General features: G+C 41.2%; 18 protein-coding genes. 11 read left to right on the plus strand and 7 right to left on the minus strand.

The genetic code is table 11. The features are described 5' to 3' along the window. The first annotated feature begins 226 nt into the window (after nucleotides 1–226). Nucleotides 227–1,954 (plus strand): adenine deaminase, encoded by a 1,728-nt coding sequence (ade, locus tag NSU11_RS07085; protein ID WP_025092364.1) that lies wholly within the window; start codon nucleotides 227–229, stop codon nucleotides 1,952–1,954. Between the two features lie 98 nt (nucleotides 1,955–2,052). On the opposite strand, the gene rnjA is transcribed toward ade, so the two are convergent. Together rnjA and NSU11_RS07095 are read right to left on the minus strand one after the other, a co-directional pair. Continuing rightward, nucleotides 2,053–3,720 carry a ribonuclease J1 gene (rnjA, locus tag NSU11_RS07090; RefSeq protein WP_012009818.1) on the minus strand — a complete coding sequence of 556 codons (1,668 nt, stop codon included), beginning with the start codon at nucleotides 3,718–3,720 and terminating at the stop codon, nucleotides 2,053–2,055. Between the two features lie 5 nt (nucleotides 3,721–3,725). Then, on the minus strand, nucleotides 3,726–3,935 hold the full coding sequence (locus NSU11_RS07095; RefSeq protein WP_008345114.1) for a DNA-directed RNA polymerase subunit epsilon: 210 nt from the start codon (nucleotides 3,933–3,935) through the stop codon (nucleotides 3,726–3,728). A gap of 397 nt (nucleotides 3,936–4,332) precedes the next feature. Here NSU11_RS07095 and NSU11_RS07100 point away from each other — a divergent pair, with 397 nt between their 5' ends. After that, entirely contained in the window at nucleotides 4,333–5,112 is a 780-nt protein-coding gene (locus NSU11_RS07100) for a Cof-type HAD-IIB family hydrolase (RefSeq protein ID WP_101677235.1), read from the plus strand. A 38-nt stretch (nucleotides 5,113–5,150) separates the two neighbouring features. Here NSU11_RS07100 and def read toward each other — a convergent pair whose 3' ends face one another. Together def and NSU11_RS07110 are read right to left on the minus strand one after the other, a co-directional pair. Next, nucleotides 5,151–5,708 (minus strand): peptide deformylase, encoded by a 558-nt coding sequence (gene def, locus NSU11_RS07105; protein WP_024424751.1) that lies wholly within the window; start codon nucleotides 5,706–5,708, stop codon nucleotides 5,151–5,153. Between the two features lie 111 nt (nucleotides 5,709–5,819). Further along, on the minus strand, nucleotides 5,820–6,011 hold the full coding sequence (locus NSU11_RS07110) for a YjcZ family sporulation protein (protein WP_029706718.1): 192 nt from the start codon (nucleotides 6,009–6,011) through the stop codon (nucleotides 5,820–5,822). Between the two features lie 233 nt (nucleotides 6,012–6,244). Here NSU11_RS07110 and NSU11_RS07115 point away from each other — a divergent pair, with 233 nt between their 5' ends. From NSU11_RS07115 to lpdA, 5 genes are all read left to right on the plus strand, one after another. Then, nucleotides 6,245–6,913: a YkyA family protein gene (locus NSU11_RS07115; protein WP_064498399.1), complete on the plus strand. Its 669-nt coding sequence runs from the start codon at nucleotides 6,245–6,247 to the stop codon at nucleotides 6,911–6,913. 409 nt (nucleotides 6,914–7,322) lie between these two features. Then, nucleotides 7,323–8,438, plus strand: coding sequence for a pyruvate dehydrogenase (acetyl-transferring) E1 component subunit alpha (gene pdhA, locus NSU11_RS07120; protein ID WP_039178223.1), 1,116 nt, complete (start codon nucleotides 7,323–7,325; stop codon nucleotides 8,436–8,438). A gap of 3 nt (nucleotides 8,439–8,441) precedes the next feature. Then, entirely contained in the window at nucleotides 8,442–9,419 is a 978-nt protein-coding gene (gene pdhB, locus NSU11_RS07125; RefSeq protein ID WP_039178226.1) for a pyruvate dehydrogenase complex E1 component subunit beta, read from the plus strand. Nucleotides 9,420–9,526: 107 nt separating this feature from the next. Beyond that, nucleotides 9,527–10,867 (plus strand): dihydrolipoamide acetyltransferase family protein, encoded by a 1,341-nt coding sequence (locus tag NSU11_RS07130; RefSeq protein ID WP_039178229.1) that lies wholly within the window; start codon nucleotides 9,527–9,529, stop codon nucleotides 10,865–10,867. Nucleotides 10,868–10,871: 4 nt separating this feature from the next. Next, nucleotides 10,872–12,284, plus strand: coding sequence for a dihydrolipoyl dehydrogenase (gene lpdA / locus NSU11_RS07135; RefSeq protein WP_039178233.1), 1,413 nt, complete (start codon nucleotides 10,872–10,874; stop codon nucleotides 12,282–12,284). Nucleotides 12,285–12,408: 124 nt separating this feature from the next. Here the strand turns inward: lpdA and NSU11_RS07140 are convergent, their stop codons facing one another. Then, a complete protein-coding gene (locus NSU11_RS07140) occupies nucleotides 12,409–12,789 on the minus strand; it encodes a hypothetical protein (protein ID WP_223250976.1) in 381 nt (126 codons plus the stop codon). Between the two features lie 316 nt (nucleotides 12,790–13,105). Between NSU11_RS07140 and NSU11_RS07145 the strand changes: the two genes are divergently transcribed. Further along, nucleotides 13,106–13,225, plus strand: a complete 120-nt coding sequence (locus NSU11_RS07145) for a GapA-binding peptide SR1P (protein ID WP_003212464.1) — start codon at nucleotides 13,106–13,108, stop codon at nucleotides 13,223–13,225. A gap of 44 nt (nucleotides 13,226–13,269) precedes the next feature. Here NSU11_RS07145 and NSU11_RS07150 read toward each other — a convergent pair whose 3' ends face one another. After that, complete coding sequence (locus NSU11_RS07150) at nucleotides 13,270–14,742, minus strand: aminotransferase class I/II-fold pyridoxal phosphate-dependent enzyme (RefSeq protein ID WP_342493867.1); 1,473 nt, start codon at nucleotides 14,740–14,742, stop codon at nucleotides 13,270–13,272. A gap of 190 nt (nucleotides 14,743–14,932) precedes the next feature. Here NSU11_RS07150 and NSU11_RS07155 point away from each other — a divergent pair, with 190 nt between their 5' ends. Further along, entirely contained in the window at nucleotides 14,933–15,202 is a 270-nt protein-coding gene (locus NSU11_RS07155) for a UPF0223 family protein (protein WP_034281639.1), read from the plus strand. Between the two features lie 27 nt (nucleotides 15,203–15,229). On the opposite strand, the gene NSU11_RS07160 is transcribed toward NSU11_RS07155, so the two are convergent. After that, a complete protein-coding gene (locus NSU11_RS07160) occupies nucleotides 15,230–15,865 on the minus strand; it encodes a DUF1054 domain-containing protein (protein WP_171464198.1) in 636 nt (211 codons plus the stop codon). 277 nt (nucleotides 15,866–16,142) lie between these two features. Between NSU11_RS07160 and NSU11_RS07165 the strand changes: the two genes are divergently transcribed. Then, nucleotides 16,143–16,331 carry a hypothetical protein gene (locus tag NSU11_RS07165; RefSeq protein ID WP_024424761.1) on the plus strand — a complete coding sequence of 63 codons (189 nt, stop codon included), beginning with the start codon at nucleotides 16,143–16,145 and terminating at the stop codon, nucleotides 16,329–16,331. A 133-nt stretch (nucleotides 16,332–16,464) separates the two neighbouring features. Continuing rightward, nucleotides 16,465–17,271 (plus strand): inositol monophosphatase family protein, encoded by an 807-nt coding sequence (locus tag NSU11_RS07170; RefSeq protein ID WP_024426895.1) that lies wholly within the window; start codon nucleotides 16,465–16,467, stop codon nucleotides 17,269–17,271. The last annotated feature ends 13 nt before the right edge of the window (nucleotides 17,272–17,284 follow it).

Raw genomic sequence — 17,284 nt, forward strand, 5'->3', positions numbered from 1 at the left:
TACACATGAGGTGGACAGTGAAGAGGGAAGAAGACATTTAAAAGGGCTGTTTTGTTCTGCATAAACAGCTAAAGTCAATCATCATATTATTCATGCAATTATCACTATTCAGAAATAAAAATCAGTCTTTTTATCTGGATGATTTTCTCTAAATGTCATTGACTGGGCAAACAGATTCGTTTACGATAAGAAACATTATATTGTTTACTTGGAGGAGGCAGTGTCGTTGGATAAGGAGCTTTTCAGACATCAAATTGAGGTAGCTGCAAAGAGAAAAAAAGCAGCCCTAGTGATTAAACATGCGAAGGTTATGGACGTGTTTAACCAGGAATGGCTAAACGCTGATGTCGCTGTTGAAAATGGACAAATAGTAGGGATTGGAGAGTACGAGGGAGAACAGGAGCTGGATGCAGCAGGTCAAATGCTTGTACCCGGTTTTATTGATGGCCACGTTCATATCGAGTCCTCTATGGTGACCCCTGCTGAATTCTCCAAAGCTGTCGTCCCGCGCGGTGTGACAACTGTCGTAACAGACCCGCATGAAATTGCCAATGTGTCAGGGATCACAGGCATCCGTTTTATGCTGGAAGAAGCGAGAAAAGCTGCCTTAAATATTTATTTCATGCTGCCATCCTGCGTACCGGCAGTTAGTTTTGAGCGATCAGGTGCTGTTTTAAAAGCGAAAGATTTAAAGCCTTTGTATCAAGAGAAAGAGGTACTTGGTCTTGCCGAGGTGATGGATTACGTCGGTGTGGAGCAGGCTGAAGAAGATATGCTTCAAAAACTGCTTGATGCTCAAAATGAGAATAAATTGATTGATGGCCATTTAGCAGGCTTAACGGACCGATTAATAAACGTTTACCGCACAGCTAGTGTCCAAACAGATCACGAGGTAACAACAGCCGGCGAAGCCCTTGAACGTGTAAAACGAGGCATGTATGTCATGCTGAGAGAAGGCTCTGTTGCCAAAAACGTGAAAAACGTTTTACCAGCTGTGAATGAAAAGAATGCGAGACGTTTTTTCTTTTGTACCGATGATAAACATTTAGATGATTTAATGGCTGAAGGAAGTATTGATGAACAAGTACGTATGTCTATAAAAGAAGGGTTAGACCCATTTTTAGCGTATCAAATGGGAAGTTTAAACGCAGCGGAGTGCTTTGGCCTCAAAACAAAGGGAGCCATTGCGCCAGGCTTTGATGCTGATTTTATGCTTGTCTCTGATCTTCATCAAGTAGACATCACCAGCGTATTTATTGCAGGAGAATTGGTGGCGCAGCATGGAGAGTACAAGCCAAGTGTCGAAAAAATTGCACCAAGTCCAGCCTTATTACAATCTGTTCATGCTATAGACGTTCAAGAGCAGGATCTGTCTCTGCCTATCACAGCTCATCAAAAAATGAATGTCATCCGCATTATTCCAAATCAGCTAGAAACAAAATTAGAACGCATCTCTCCATCAGAAACGAACGGACAATTCACTAGTGATACAGAAAGAGATGTATTAAAAATGGTGCTTGTTGAACGCCATCAAGGCTTATCTGAAATGGGGATAGGGGTTGTCAGCGGCTTTGGATTAGAAAAGGGCGCAATTGCAACAACGGTTGCGCATGATTCTCACAATTTAATTGCGGTTGGCACAAATGATGCTGATATCGTGAAAGCCATTGACGCATTAAAAGAAGCAGGGGGCGGTTTGACGGTTGTCAAAGAGGGTCAGTCTCTTCATACGCTGCCATTACCGATCTCTGGTTTACTTTCAGATCAGCCGGCACATCTTGTAAATGAAAGCCTTCATGCACTCCATGAAGCGTTGAAAGAAACAGGCTTTACATTAGATTTTAATCCATTTTTGACGCTGTCCTTCTTGGCACTCCCAGTCATTCCTGATGTGAAAATGACGACAAAGGGTTTGTTTGATGTCAGAAGCTTTCAGCATCTCCCAATTCAATAAAAATGAGAAACCGCATGTGTACCTTGTATATATGCGCTTTTTTCAATGAATAGTGAAAAAAAGAGACACAGCCAAGCGGCTTGTGTCTCTTTTTGTGATTACACTTCCATAATAATCGGTAAGATCATTGGACGGCGTCTTGTTTTTTCATAAAGGAAAGGTGCAAGGGTGTCAGTAATTTCGTTCTTGATTTCAGACCACTGAGTTGTCTTACGTTCCATTACTTTTTCAAGATGCTTCGAAATTAAATCCTGTGCATCGTTGATCAGGTCTCCAGATTCTCTCATGTAGACAAAACCTCTTGAGATCAAATCAGGACCAGCAGAGATTTTGAATTCTTTCATGTCCATGCTCACGACGACAATGACAAGACCTTCTTCAGAAAGAATGCGGCGGTCTCTTAAAACGATGTTTCCGATATCGCCAATACCGCTTCCGTCGATATACACGTTGCCTGATGGAATTTTGCCAGCGACACTTGCTTCGTCACCTTTAAGTGCAAGAACTTCACCGTTATCCATGATAAAGCAGTTTTCCTCAGGGATGCCGCAATCATTCGCAAGCTTGATATGCGTTTTTTGCATGCGGTATTCACCGTGAATCGGCATAAAGAATTTTGGTTTAATTAAACGGAGCATGAGTTTTTGTTCTTCTTGTCCGCCGTGACCAGATGTATGAATATTATTAAGCGAGCCATGAATGACCTCAGCACCTGCACGATAAAGCTGGTTAATGGTGCGGCTTACACTAATATTGTTACCTGGAATCGGTGAAGATGAGAAGACAACAGTGTCTCCAGGGTTAATAGAAATCTGGCGGTGAGTACCGTTGGCAATACGAGAAAGAGCTGCCATCGGTTCACCCTGGCTTCCAGTACAAAGAATGGTCACTTTGTTAGCCGGAAGGCGGTTGATTTCATTATGTTCAATAAACGTGTTTTTTGGACATTTAATATAGCCAAGATCTTGACCAATATCAATGGCAGATTCCATACTGCGTCCAAATACAGCGACTTTTCTGCCGTTGGCAACAGCAGATTCAATCACTTGCTGAAGTCTGTGAATGTTTGAAGCAAACGTGGCAAAGATGATGCGTCCATCGACTTTTCTAAAGATGTCATCAATGCTTTCACCTACGCGTCTTTCAGACATCGTAAATTCTGGGATTTCACTATTTGTACTATCAGATAAAAGACAAAGGACGCCTTCTTTTCCGATCTCAGCCATTTTGGTTAAATTGGCAGGCTCGCCAACAGGAGTAAAGTCAAACTTGAAATCACCTGTATGTACGATGTTACCAGGAGGTGTCTTGACGACAATTCCATAAGAATCTGGAATACTGTGAGTCGTTCTAAAGAAAGACACGGCTGTTTTTCTAAATTTAATGGTATCTTCTTCTTCAAAAATGTGAAGTTTTGTTTGTCTCAAGAGACCGTGCTCTTCCAATTTATTACGAAGTAGGCCGATTGCGAGTTTGCCGCCGTAAACTGGAATATTCACTTGCTTGAGAAGGTAAGGGATACCGCCGATGTGGTCTTCATGTCCGTGAGTGATGAAAAGACCTTTGATTTTATCTTCGTTTTTAACTAAGTACGTATAGTCAGGGATGACGTAGTCAATTCCAAGAAGCTCGTCTTCAGGAAACTTAATACCTGCATCAATTAAAATGATTTCATCTTGAAATTGAACGCCATACGTGTTTTTACCGATCTCGCCTAAACCGCCGAGCGCAAAAACTGCCGCCTGATCGTTTTTAACAAATTTCATTCCTCTCATAGCTCCAATACTTTAAAATTTTCACTTTCTCGTTCATAGTCTAAAAAAGCACCGTCTACAGGCTGAATGAATTCAATGTTGTAGTTATGTTTTTTCAACTTATCGCGTACGTCTCTTTCAGAAACCGCTTCAACGTATAGTGAATCTGTGTGTTCTCTTACAGGTACCTCAGTAGTACTTGCCTGAAAAAATACCTTATATATCATCCAAATCTCTCCTTAAATACCGTATGTTACACTCGCTTATTCTATTATATTAAAAAAACGCGCATAAGAAAAGTCTCTGAGAAAAAAGGACCTTCGGCAAATGTGCGGAAGATCCCTTTAAGCAATCGATTTTTTACGAAGCATGTCCTTCCATTGTCTTCGAATTTTCTTACGCAGACGACGAAGCATCACATGCCGCCTCCTTTCGGGTTGAAGTAAGCTTAACCAGCGTGTTCCGGTCTCTCTATATACTTGTATTATATGATGTTTCTATTGAATGTTACATGGTTATATGTGGGAAATAGGCGCTTTCAAAAGGAATTGGTTTCGAAAGCGGAAATCTTTCTGTATGATGAAAGGGAGTGTGTATACATAACGAAGAGCAGGAGGGCGAGATATGAATAAAAAAGTCATCTTCTTTGATATCGACGGTACTTTATATGACCATGATAAAAATATACCTGAGTCAACGAAGCGAGCGGTTCATTTATTAAAAGAAAAAGGTCATCATCTCTTCATTGCATCTGGGCGTTCTCCTTTTTTGATTCGGCCCATTTTAGAAGAATTAGGGCTTGACTCATTCATTGCTTATAACGGTCAGTATGTCATGTATGAGGGAGACGTTATTTACGGCAATCCGCTGAAGCAGGAGCTGATGGAGCGGATTTATGAGACAGCGGATCGTCATGATCATCCGCTTGTTTTTATGGGAGAAGAAACGATGAAGGCGTCTGTGCCGAATCATCCGTTTATCCATGAAGGAATCGGTACTTTAAAAACCGAGCATCCTGAGCACGATGTATCTTACTTTAAAGAAAACGACATTTTTCAAATGCTGTTATTTTGTAAGGCAGAAGAGGAAGTGGAGTATAAGGCATTCCGCGAAGAAATTGACCTTGTCAGATGGCATGAGCTGTCAACAGACGTTCTGCCAAAAGGCGGATCAAAAGCTGAAGGAATCAAACGAGTCATCGAAAGACTTCCTTACGATCAAAAGGATACCATTGCCTTTGGAGACGGACTGAACGATAGAGAAATGATTTCGTTTGCTGGAACAGGCGTGGCGATGGGAAATGCTGTGAGTGAACTGAAGGCATTGGCTGATTTTGTGACAAAGCCAGTAGATGAGGACGGCATATTCCATGCAGTGACCCAGCTTGGCCTCATTGAAGAATAAAAAAGAAGACCCTTAGATCGACGGGTCTTCTTTTTATGTCATGATCTGCCGATCGCAACAGAGTTTTCTGGCTCAGCGAATGGCTGATCCTTTTGAATATGATCATAAAACATAATACCATTTAAATGGTCAATTTCGTGCTGAAAGACAATGGCAGGGAACCCTTTTAGACGGATATCAATGTCCTCTCCTTCAAGCGTAGTGGCCTTGACCCTGATTTTTTGATATCGAGGAACAAATCCAGGGATGGCTTCATCAACTGATAAGCAGCCTTCACCAGTCGCTAAATAAGCTCTTTTGACTGAATGACTGACAATACGCGGGTTGAACAGAGCATAGCTGTATTCTTCTCCGTCTTCATCCTCACAGTGAACAGCGATCATTCGTTTACTAATATTGATTTGCGGAGCTGCCAATCCAACGCCGGGTCTTAGTCCATATTTTTCAGCAATGTCAGCATCCTGACTGTTTTTGACGAATTCGATCATGTCAGCTAATTGCTGTTTTTCCTCTTCTGTCGGCGGGAGCTCGACCGCTTCAGCTGTTTGTCTTAAGACGGGATGGCCGTCCCTTACGATATCATCCATGGTAATCACAAAACTTCACTCCTATTTCCTTTGTATGTAAAGTATATAAAATGATACACAACATATGCAATGAAATAAAGAAGACCGGTCCTATGAGACCGGTCAGAGGCTTAAACAGCCTTAGCAGCAGCCACCGCCGCCTAAGAATGCTGCGCCAACGATAATTAATAGGATGAAAAGCACAACGATTAAAGCGAATGTACGTCCGCCGCCGTATCCGCATCCGTATCCACCGCCATAGCTTGGGTAACAACAGCCGCCGCCATATCCACCACCGAATCCATACCCGTAACCGCCGTATCCACCATACATACTTCCATGACTATAATTAGACATACTTTTGACCTCCTTTGGAAATACACTTGGCCTCTCATAAGTGAAGGCGAAGCGTGTAATATAAACTATGTATGAATGCACTATTTGTATAGTCATGCGCCTATTGCTTGAAAAAAATCTTCTCCGCCTCATTTGACTGACCTCTTTCCTTGTCACAAACGTCTATAAAAATTATAGTGGTATGTGGAGATGTAAAGGGGGACCTTGTGATGAGACAGATGAAAAGAAGCATGAAAGCAGGTGCTGCTTTAGCGGGGATATGTACCCTTTTGCTGACAGGATGCGGAGGTCAAAATCCATTCAATGACATGCAGGATGCGATGACGAAAATGAGTGAAAAAGAAGCTTCCTTCGAAAAAGAGCAAGGTACACTGCAAAGCTATGAGAAAAAAGAGCAGAAGCTGTATACAAAAATGATTCAAACAACAAAGGACCATACAAAAACAGTGTCAAGCCTTTCTGATCAGGCATTAGCATCGGCAGCGAAACGAGAAGAACATTTAAAAACAGAAAAAGACAGCATGGATGAATCGAAAAAAGAATTGAATACGGTAAAGGAATCTGCCGCACGATTGCAAGATGCCGAGTTAAAAGAGAAAGCAGATCAAACAGTCAAATCGATCGAGAAACGATATGCATCATATGATCAGCTATACAAGGAGTATCAAAAGGCGCTGAAACAAGATCAGCATTTGTATCAATCTTTAAAGAAAAAGGATCTAGGATATGAAGAGCTGAAGTCTAAGCTGAAGACCGTCAATCGTTCATATAGCAAAGTCAGAAAAGAAAGTAAGAAGTTCAATCGATATACAGATCAATTGAATGATCATAAAAAGGATTTGTATAAAGCAGCAGAACAAGAGTCAAAAAAGAGCTGAAAAACAGCTCTTTTTTTATTTTTCGACAAAAACAAACATTTTCTATTGTAGTACAGTAGTACACTCTATACTAGTACAGATTAGGTTGTTTGTTAAACAGATTGATACAGTTCACCATAAAAAGTAAAGCGAATACATTTATTTAAATAAAGCCGTTAAATCAATTGACGGACTATTTTTCTTGTTGTAAACTATTCCTTGTTAACAGAAGTTGTATTAGTTTTTTGTGAACTATCGTTAATACAGTTAGAAGGACTCAAAAAAGAGTGGTCAACCTATGTTTCGACAACGATCTTAGTGGCTATTATATACAGGAGTCATATGAGTATTTTGGGTTATCCTATATCTGTATGTATAAATGGATTCACGACAAATGGACTGTTAAAAGAAAGGAAGAGGTGACTTTAGAATGGCTGCAAAAACAAAAAAAGCAATTGTTGATAGCAAAAAGCAATTTGATGCCATCAAAAAGCAGTTTGAAACGTTTCAAATTTTAAACGAAAAAGGCGAAGTCGTAAACGAAGCGGCAATGCCGGATCTTTCAGATGACCAATTAAAAGAATTAATGCGCCGTATGGTGTTTACACGTGTATTAGATCAACGTTCAATTTCATTGAACCGTCAAGGACGTCTTGGCTTCTATGCGCCAACAGCTGGACAAGAGGCTTCTCAGCTTGCAACTCACTTTGCACTTGAGAAAGAAGATTTCATTCTTCCAGGATATCGTGATGTACCACAATTAATCTGGCATGGTCTTCCGCTAACAAAAGCATTCTTGTTCTCTCGCGGACACTTTGTTGGTAACCAAATGCCTGATGATGTGAATGCACTTTCACCGCAAATCATTATCGGTGCACAAATCATTCAAGCTGCTGGTGTAGCTCTTGGTTTGAAAAAGCGCGGTAAAAAAGCTGTTGCAATCACTTACACTGGTGACGGTGGAGCTTCACAAGGTGATTTCTACGAAGGTATTAACTTTGCAGGGGCTTACAAAGCGCCAGCGATTTTTGTTGTCCAAAACAACAGATATGCGATCTCTACACCTGTTGAAAAGCAGTCTGCTGCACAAACAATTGCACAAAAAGCAGCTGCAGCTGGTATCGTAGGCGTACAAGTTGACGGTATGGATGCATTAGCTGTTTATGCAGCAACTGCTGAAGCTCGTGAGCGCGCTGTAAATGGTGAAGGTCCAACATTAATCGAAACTCTTACATTCCGTTACGGCCCACATACAATGGCTGGTGACGATCCAACAAGATATCGTACAAAAGAAGATGAAAACGAGTGGGAGCAAAAAGATCCATTGGTACGCTACCGCAAATTCTTGGAAAACAAAGGCCTATGGTCTGAAGAAGAAGAGAATAAAGTGATCGAAGATGCAAAAGAACAAATCAAACAAGCGATCAAAGAAGCTGACGAACAGCCTAAGCAAAAAGTCACTGACTTGATTGAAAACATGTACGATGTGAAACCATTCAACTTAGTTGAACAGCTTGAAATTTACAAACAGAAGGAGTCGAAGTAAGCCATGGCGCAAATGACAATGATTCAAGCGATCACTGATGCGTTACGCACAGAACTGAAAAATGACGAAAACGTTCTCGTTTTCGGAGAAGACGTTGGTAAAAACGGCGGCGTATTCCGTGCGACTGAAGGATTGCAAAAAGAGTTTGGTGAGGATCGTGTATTCGATACTCCACTTGCTGAATCTGGTATTGGCGGTCTTGCAATTGGCCTTGGACTACAAGAATTCCGCCCAGTAATGGAAATTCAATTCTTCGGATTCGTTTACGAAGTATTAGATTCTGTTTCTGGACAAATGGCTCGTATGCGTTACCGTTCTGGCGGACGCTGGCATTCTCCAGTGACAATCCGTTCTCCATTCGGTGGAGGAGTTCACACACCTGAGCTTCACGCTGACAGCTTAGAAGGTCTTATCGCACAACAGCCTGGTATCAAGGTTGTCATTCCTTCAACACCTTATGATGCAAAAGGACTTTTAATTTCTGCAATTCGTGACAACGATCCTGTAGTGTTCCTTGAGCATATGAAACTTTATCGTTCTTTCCGTCAGGAAGTTCCTGAAGAAGAGTACACAATTGAAATCGGTAAAGCTGACGTGAAACGTGAAGGTACTGACCTTTCAATCATCACTTACGGTGCAATGGTTCACGAATCACTAAAAGCTGCTGAAGAGCTAGAAAAAGAAGGCGTTTCTGCTGAAGTTATCGACCTTCGCACAGTAAGCCCGCTTGATATTGAAACAATCATCGCTTCTGTTGAAAAAACAGGCCGTGCGATCGTTGTTCAAGAAGCACAAAAACAAGCTGGTATTGCTGCAAACGTAGTAGCTGAAATCAATGACAGAGCGATCCTTAGCCTGGAAGCACCAGTACTTCGTGTAGCTGCACCTGATACTGTATTTGCTTTCTCTCAAGCTGAGAGCGTATGGCTTCCAAACCATAAAGATGTACTTGAAACAGCGAAAAAAGTTCTTGAATTTTAATTAAATGACAGAGGGGAAAAGAATTTATTTCTCTTCCCCTTTATCAATTACATGACCGTGTAAACATACACAACAAGGGTTCAACAAAATCTAGGAGGCGAAAAACAGTGGCATTTGAATTTAAACTTCCGGACATCGGAGAAGGTATCCACGAAGGTGAGATCGTTAAGTGGTTTGTTAAACCAAACGACGAAATCAATGAAGATGACGTTTTAGCAGAGGTACAAAATGATAAAGCAGTTGTAGAAATTCCTTCACCTGTTAAAGGAAAAGTATTAGAATTAAAAGTTGAAGAGGGAACAGTTGCAACTGTAGGACAAACAATCATTACGTTTGATGCACCTGGTTACGAAAATCTTCAATTTAAAGGCAGCGAAGAAGAAGGCGAAGCAAAAACTGAAGCTCAAGTACAAGGTACTGCTGAAGCTGGTAACGAGCCAGAGAAGAAAGAAGTAGCACAAGAAGAAGCGGCAGCAGCAACTGGTGCAGGCGCACAAGAGCAAGTAGATGCTGATCCAAACAAACGCGTGATCGCTATGCCATCTGTACGTAAATATGCTCGTGAAAAAGGCGTTGAAATTTACAAAGTTGCAGGTTCTGGTAAAAACGGACGTGTGTTAAAAGAAGATATCGACAGCTTCGTTAATGGTGGTTCTGCAGCCCCAGCAGCAGCACCTCAAGCAGCTGAAAGTGCGAAAGAAGAAGCAGCTCCTAAAGCGGCAGCAGCTCCAGTTCTTGAAGGAGAATTCCCAGAAACTCGCGAGAAAATGAGCGGAATCCGCAAAGCAATCGCGAAAGCAATGGTGAACTCTAAGCATACAGCTCCTCACGTAACATTAATGGATGAAGTTGATGTAACAAACCTTGTTGCACATCGTAAACAATTCAAACAAGTTGCAGCTGATCAAGGAATCAAGTTAACTTACTTGCCTTACGTTGTAAAAGCTTTAACTTCTGCTTTGAAAAAGTACCCAGTACTTAACACTTCTATCGATGATAAAACAGATGAAGTTGTGCAAAAGCATTACTACAACATCGGAATTGCAGCTGATACTGAAAAAGGCTTGCTCGTTCCAGTTGTGAAAAATGCAGATCGCAAAGCGATTTTCGAAGTTTCTAACGAAATCAATGAGCTTGCAACAAAAGCACGTGATGGTAAATTGGCTCCAGCTGAAATGAAAGGTGCATCTTGCACAATCACAAACATCGGTTCTGCTGGTGGACAATGGTTTACTCCAGTCATCAACCACCCAGAAGTAGCGATCCTTGGTATTGGCCGAATCGCTGAAAAAGCGGTTGTTCGTGATGGCGAAATCGTTGCAGCTCCAGTCTTAGCTCTTTCCCTAAGCTTTGACCACCGTATGATTGACGGAGCTACTGCGCAAAATGCCCTTAACCACATCAAGCGTTTATTGAATGATCCACAATTAATTTTAATGGAGGCGTAATGTCATGGTAGTAGGAGATTTCCCAATCGAAACAGATACTCTTGTCATCGGTGCAGGTCCTGGTGGATATGTAGCTGCTATTCGTGCTGCACAGCTTGGACAAAAAGTAACAATCGTTGAAAAAGGAACACTTGGCGGTGTATGTCTAAACGTTGGTTGTATTCCTTCAAAAGCATTAATCAATGCTGGCCATCGTTTCGAAAATGCTAAGCATTCTGAAGACATGGGTATCAAAGCTGAAAACGTAACAGTTGATTTCACAAAAGTTCAAGAGTGGAAAGCTTCTGTTGTAAACAAATTAACAGGTGGAGTTCAAGGTCTTCTTAAAGGAAATAAAGTAGACATCGTTAAAGGTGAAGCTTATTTCGTAGACAGCAACTCTGTACGTGTAATGGATGAAAATTCAGCACAGACTTACACTTTCAAAAATGCAATTCTTGCTACTGGATCTCGTCCAATCGAATTGCCTACTTTTAAATACACAGACCGCGTGATCAACTCAACTGGTGCTTTAGCGCTTAAAGAAGTACCTAAAAAGTTAGTTGTTATCGGTGGTGGATACATCGGTACTGAGCTTGGTACTGCTTATGCAAACTTTGGAACAGAAGTTGTGATCCTTGAAGGTGGAGACGAAATCCTTCCAGGTTTCGAAAAGCAAATGAGCTCATTGGTTAAACGTAACCTGAAGAAAAAAGGAAACGTTGAAATCCATACAAACGCTCTTGCAAAAGGCGTTGAAGAAAAATCTGATGGTGTCACTGTTACATTCGAAGTAAAAGGTGAAGAAAAAACAGTTGATGCTGATTACGTACTTGTGACTGTTGGTCGTCGTCCAAACACTGATGAGCTTGGTCTTGAGCAAGTTGGTGTTGAATTGACTGACCGCGGAGTTGTCAAAACAGACAAACAATGCCGTACAAGCGTATCTAACATCTATGCAATTGGTGACATCGTTGATGGACCACCACTTGCACACAAGGCTTCTTACGAAGGTAAAATTGCAGCTGAAGCAATCGCTGGAGAGCCAGCTGAAATTGATTACCTTGGTATTCCTGCTGTTGTATTCTCTGAGCCAGAACTTGCAACTGTTGGATACACTGAAGCAGAAGCAAAAGCAGAAGGAATCGAAATCGTTGCAGCGAAATTCCCATTCGCAGCAAACGGACGTGCACTTTCTCTTGATGCAACTGATGGCTTCATGAAAATGATCACTCGTAAAGAGGATGGTCTAGTTATCGGTGCACAAATCGCAGGTGTTGGCGCTTCTGATATGATTTCAGAGCTTAGCCTTGCAATTGAAGCTGGAGTGACTGCTGAAGACATCGCTATGACAATTCATGCTCACCCAACATTAGGTGAAATTACAATGGAAACGGCTGAAGTAGCAATCGGAAGCCCAATCCACATCGTAAAATAATGAACCTATGAAACCCTCTCCTTGATGGAGAGGGTTTTTTTGCGCCCTGAACACCATATGAAAAACCCCTCATGAGGTGAGGGGTTTTTTCATATGGTTATATATAAGTGCAAGGAAAATATCATTAGTTTGTATTGACGCGGTCTAAAGCATGGCATAAGGGCGATAAGATCTCCTGTTTACTGCGGACGTTTCCTTCCACCTTCACGATCACTTTTTCATCATTGACAAGTAAAATAGCCGGTAATTCGTCCACTTCATTTTTCCAGCCTTTACGATCTTCTTTCACAATCATTTTTGACATTTCCTTAGGGTATTCATTCTTTAAATCGAGGACTGCATCATAATAAGGGCTTTCTTTATCAAGGTTTTCTGCATCAGTAAAAAAGAGAATTCTCGGTTTTTGAATATGACGGACTTGGTCGGTCTGATTCGGTATGATATACGCAAATGAGCATGAACTAAGTACAAAGAGCATGGGGAATATAATGAGAAGTGTCCTCATAAAATTCAATCTATTCACCTCAAAATCATTTGGGGTTGTCCCAACATTTTTAGGAGCTTGTTCCCTGTTAGTCACTCTAGTGTATCATGTCCCTTTTGACAATTTTCGATTGTTACTCAATTGTTACAGAATTGATATGAAGCAAAATACAATTGAAACGTTCCCTCAATATGATGAGAAAAAAGCACATATTTATAAAAAATGATTAAATGTGTCATACAATTAACCGTTGACAACTTAAATGTGACATCATATTATAGAGATAAGAAATAGATCAAACGCTTTCAAACTATGAATGAAGAAAAGGGGAATGTACGTGGGTACAATTATTTGTCAAGATTGCAATGAAACCATTGATCAATTTGAAAATGAAAAAGTGACAACGCTATACGGAACGTGCGGTCACTGTCATTGCTGTGATGAAGCCTCTGAATAAATAAAAAAAGCATGCAGCTCCATTTGGGGCTGCATGTTTCTTTTTTATAAAATTGGTTTTTGTTCCTTAATCACACGGATCATTTCAAGCGTTGAATCTTCAGGTCCTTGGACAGGGAGGCCAATTTCAATATTTTTAAAGATATACGATATATTTTCTTCTGTGATAATTTCACCTGGTATAAAAATTGGAATACCTGGCGGATATACCATCACAAACTCTGCGGTGATGCGGCCGACTGCTTCCTTAAAAGGAACGACTTCTGTTGTGGCATAAAAGGCGTCACGCGGCGTCATAGCAAGCGATGGGATATCAGGCAGCAGTACCTCTGTTACCGCTTGTTTGCCGCCATCACGAGTAGAGACTGCGGCAATTTCCTGCATCGCCGTCACGAGCGTATCAATTGTCTCATCTGAATCGCCAGGGGTTACGATACATAAAATATTATAAAGGTCAGAGAGTTCTACTTCAATTCGATAGCTTTCTCTCAGCCATTTTTCGACATCATGTCCGTTTAACCCAAGGTCTTTAATGGAGATAATTAATTTCGTTGGGTCATAATCGTAAGTAGAAGCTGATCCAAGTATTTCCTTGCCAATGCAGCTAATACCGTCAATTTGATTCAAGCGGTCTCTCGCTGATTCAGCCAAACGAATGGCTTCGTCTGCAAGTGCCTTTCCTTCAGTGGCTAATCGTTTTCGAGCGACATCAAGTGACGCTAAGAGCAAATAAGAAGTGGATGTTGTCGTCAGCATACTCAAAATCGATTGCACGCGGTCTTTTGAAACAAGCCCTTCCTTCATATTTAAAATAGAGCTCTGCGTAAGAGAGCCGCCGAGTTTATGGACACTTGTTGCTGCCATGTCGGCACCTGCCTGCATCGCAGAGAGGGGAAGCTCATCGTGAAAATGTATATGCACACCGTGTGCTTCATCGACAAGGACAGGCACATCAAATGAATGGGCAATGTCTACGATTGATTTTAAGTCTGCTGAAATACCAAAATACGTTGGATTAATGACAAGCAATCCTTTCGCATCTGGATGCTCAGTGAGCGCCTTTTTGGCTGATTCAGGTGTAATACCGTGAGAGATGCCAAGTTCTTTGTCTATTTCTGGGTGAATAAAAACAGGAACTGCGCCAGAAAATACAATCGCGGACATAATTGATTTATGGACATTACGTGGAACGATAATTTTATCTCCAGGCCCGCATACCGTCATCACCATTGTCATGATAGCGCCGCTTGTGCCTTGAATGGAGAAAAACGTATGATCAGCACCGAAGGCTTCAGCAGCAAGCTCCTGTGCTTCTTTTATCATCCCTCGAGGTGAATGTAAATCATCGAGAGGTTCTATATTAATGAGGTCAATGCTTAATGCATTGTCGCCAATGAATGCTCTAAATTCAGGATCCATTCCGGCTCCTTTTTTATGGCCTGGAATGTGAAATTGGACTGGATTGGTTGCTGCGTGTTTTTTTAGTCCAGTATATAAGGGTGTATCATGTTGTGACAATTGCTTTCCCACCTTCATCGAAATACCTGCTATTATTGTGCCAATTACAGCAGATTTCATTGCATAAAACAAAAGAATTATATTATGAACTGATCGGAATGTAAAGCATAAAATCAATCGGTTTCTGATCAAACAGATGCTATAATAAAAGTTCAAATGAGAAATGAGTGTTAAAGTGAGGGACAAGTAAATGGAATATCAATATCCAATGGATGTCGACTGGACGACAGAGGAAAAAATTGCAGTCATTTCATTTTTTCAGGCTGTTGAAAAAGCCTATGAAAAAGGAATTGCGAAGCAGGAGTTATTAGATGCTTATAAACGATTTAAAGAGGTTGTGCCATCAAAAGCAGAGGAAAAAACGCATTGTGCAGCGTTTGAAAAGGGAAGCGGGTATTCCCCTTATCGTGCAGTGAAAACCGCAAGAGAGGCAGAAGAGACAGCCGTTATACGCATGTAAAAAACGAGCCTATAAAGGCTCGTTTTTTTATACAGATTCTTTCTGTGTGAAGCGGTATAGATACGTCAGCGTGCGGAAAGCATTTTCGATTTTCGATAGGAATTCTTCATTATTCATTTGAACGACTTCCTCTCTAGGCAGCTGAATGCCGCACAGAAGCTCGGCTTTCTTCACTGTTTGAACACGTTCAAAAAGCGTTTTCAGCTGTTCGGAATCTAGTTCGCTGTGAAGCATGACATCTGGTTTCATATGATCTTTAGACCAAACAAAATCTTGCGGTATTTTCTGCTGGATGGTGTCTAGCTCTTTTTCAAATAGCTGGCCGTACTCACCCTTAACTGGAGATTCATAAATGAGCGCAAACCAGACAAAGACATGTGTTTTCCAAAGCCCAATTTGAAAATGAGGGAGCTTTTTATATCCGCGCTTACTGTTTGCAAAAGCAACCCATGTATCATTTGGCGGGTTGACAGATCTTCTAGCATGCTTTGCGACGTGTACAAACATTTCGTCTCCTGTAATAGAAGAAAGAAGTGGTGCAAAATGTTCGCCAAGTGCCTCAAGCTTTGGACGGACTCTTTCTTTTAATACAGTCATTCGTTCATCTAAACCATCAACTGTGAATGTTTCAAAATCTTCATCTCTAAAACGCATTTCACTCATGTTATGCCTCCTGTATCTTTTCGCTGATCATATTTTATCATAGCTTGGGTCAAGCTCAAAAAAAGATGCACCGGCAGATAAAAGGGCGTGGTGCAGCGTTTAAAACCTTTCATTTTGTGGTACATCATTAATAGGTAAAGACACAATTTTCAGAATGTCGTTGCGGTTATGCGATCGCTTCATACGATATAAGCAAGAACCATTTCTCTTATCGATTGAATTTTTATCAATGAAAACTGACAAGGAATGAATCATTCTCTGGAAGGGGCGTTGACCAATGAAGCAAATCGTGAAGCAGGGCTATAGACAGGAGAAGAAAAATCGCATCGCTGTGTGGAGATTAGAGGTTGATTATGAGCTTTCTACGCTTCATGAAGCCATCGAACAAAAAGATGACATCCAAATCGAACGCAGCAAACGAAAGCTTGAGCGCCTAAGAAAAGAATGGGAGCAGCTTCAAGGGTAAAACAGCGTGAGGTAAAAACGAACCAATTCATCGGTTCGTTTTTGTATGAAGCTGCTTTTTTCTTGCTTTTACGTACATAATATCAGTATGCTATTACAAATAGGTCCTACATAGAAAAGAGGTTTACAATCTGATGACAAACTGGGTGGAAATTGACCGTCTTGCAAAGCTCTGGGTAAAAGAAGCAGGAAGCCGTATTAAAGCGTCCATGCAGGAAGGTCTATCAATTGAAACAAAATCAAATCCAAATGATCTAGTCACGAATATCGATAAAGAAACAGAACGTTTTTTTATTGAAAAAATACAGTCGACATTTTCAGATCATCACATTTTAGGAGAAGAGGGACAAGGGGAAGAGGTGACCTCACTCGATGGAATTGTGTGGATCATTGATCCGATCGATGGCACAATGAACTTTGTCCATCAAAAACGCAACTTTGCCATTTCAATCGGGATATTTGAAAATGGTGTGGGGAAAATCGGTCTTATTTATGACGTCATTCATGACGAGCTCTACCATGCCATTAAAGGAGAAGGAGCCTATATGAACGATATCCTGCTCCCTCCATTAAAAGATGTGGAGATTGAAAAAGCCATTGTGGGTATTAATCCGACATGGGCGATTGAAAGCCCTTATTTTGACGCCAAACCATTTGCCCGTCTTGTGCGTGACGTGAGAGGGACACGAACGATTGGATCAGCTGCTCTTGAGCTTGCTTATATTGCAAGCGGCAGAAGTGACGCATATGTCACCTTAAGGCTTGCGCCGTGGGATTATGCAGCGGGCTGCGTACTGCTTGATGAAGTAGGGGCCGTTTACTCAAATATTCACGGAGAACGTCTTACGTTCCTAGACAAAAACAGTATAGTGGCTGGAAATCGATCCATTTGTGAAAAAATCTTGCATGATTACATAAAAGGAAGCGGAAATAAAAAATAAACGACATCACTTC

The organism is Bacillus sp. FSL R5-0712, assembly GCF_038593285.1.
GTDB lineage: Bacteria > Bacillota > Bacilli > Bacillales > Bacillaceae > Bacillus > Bacillus safensis.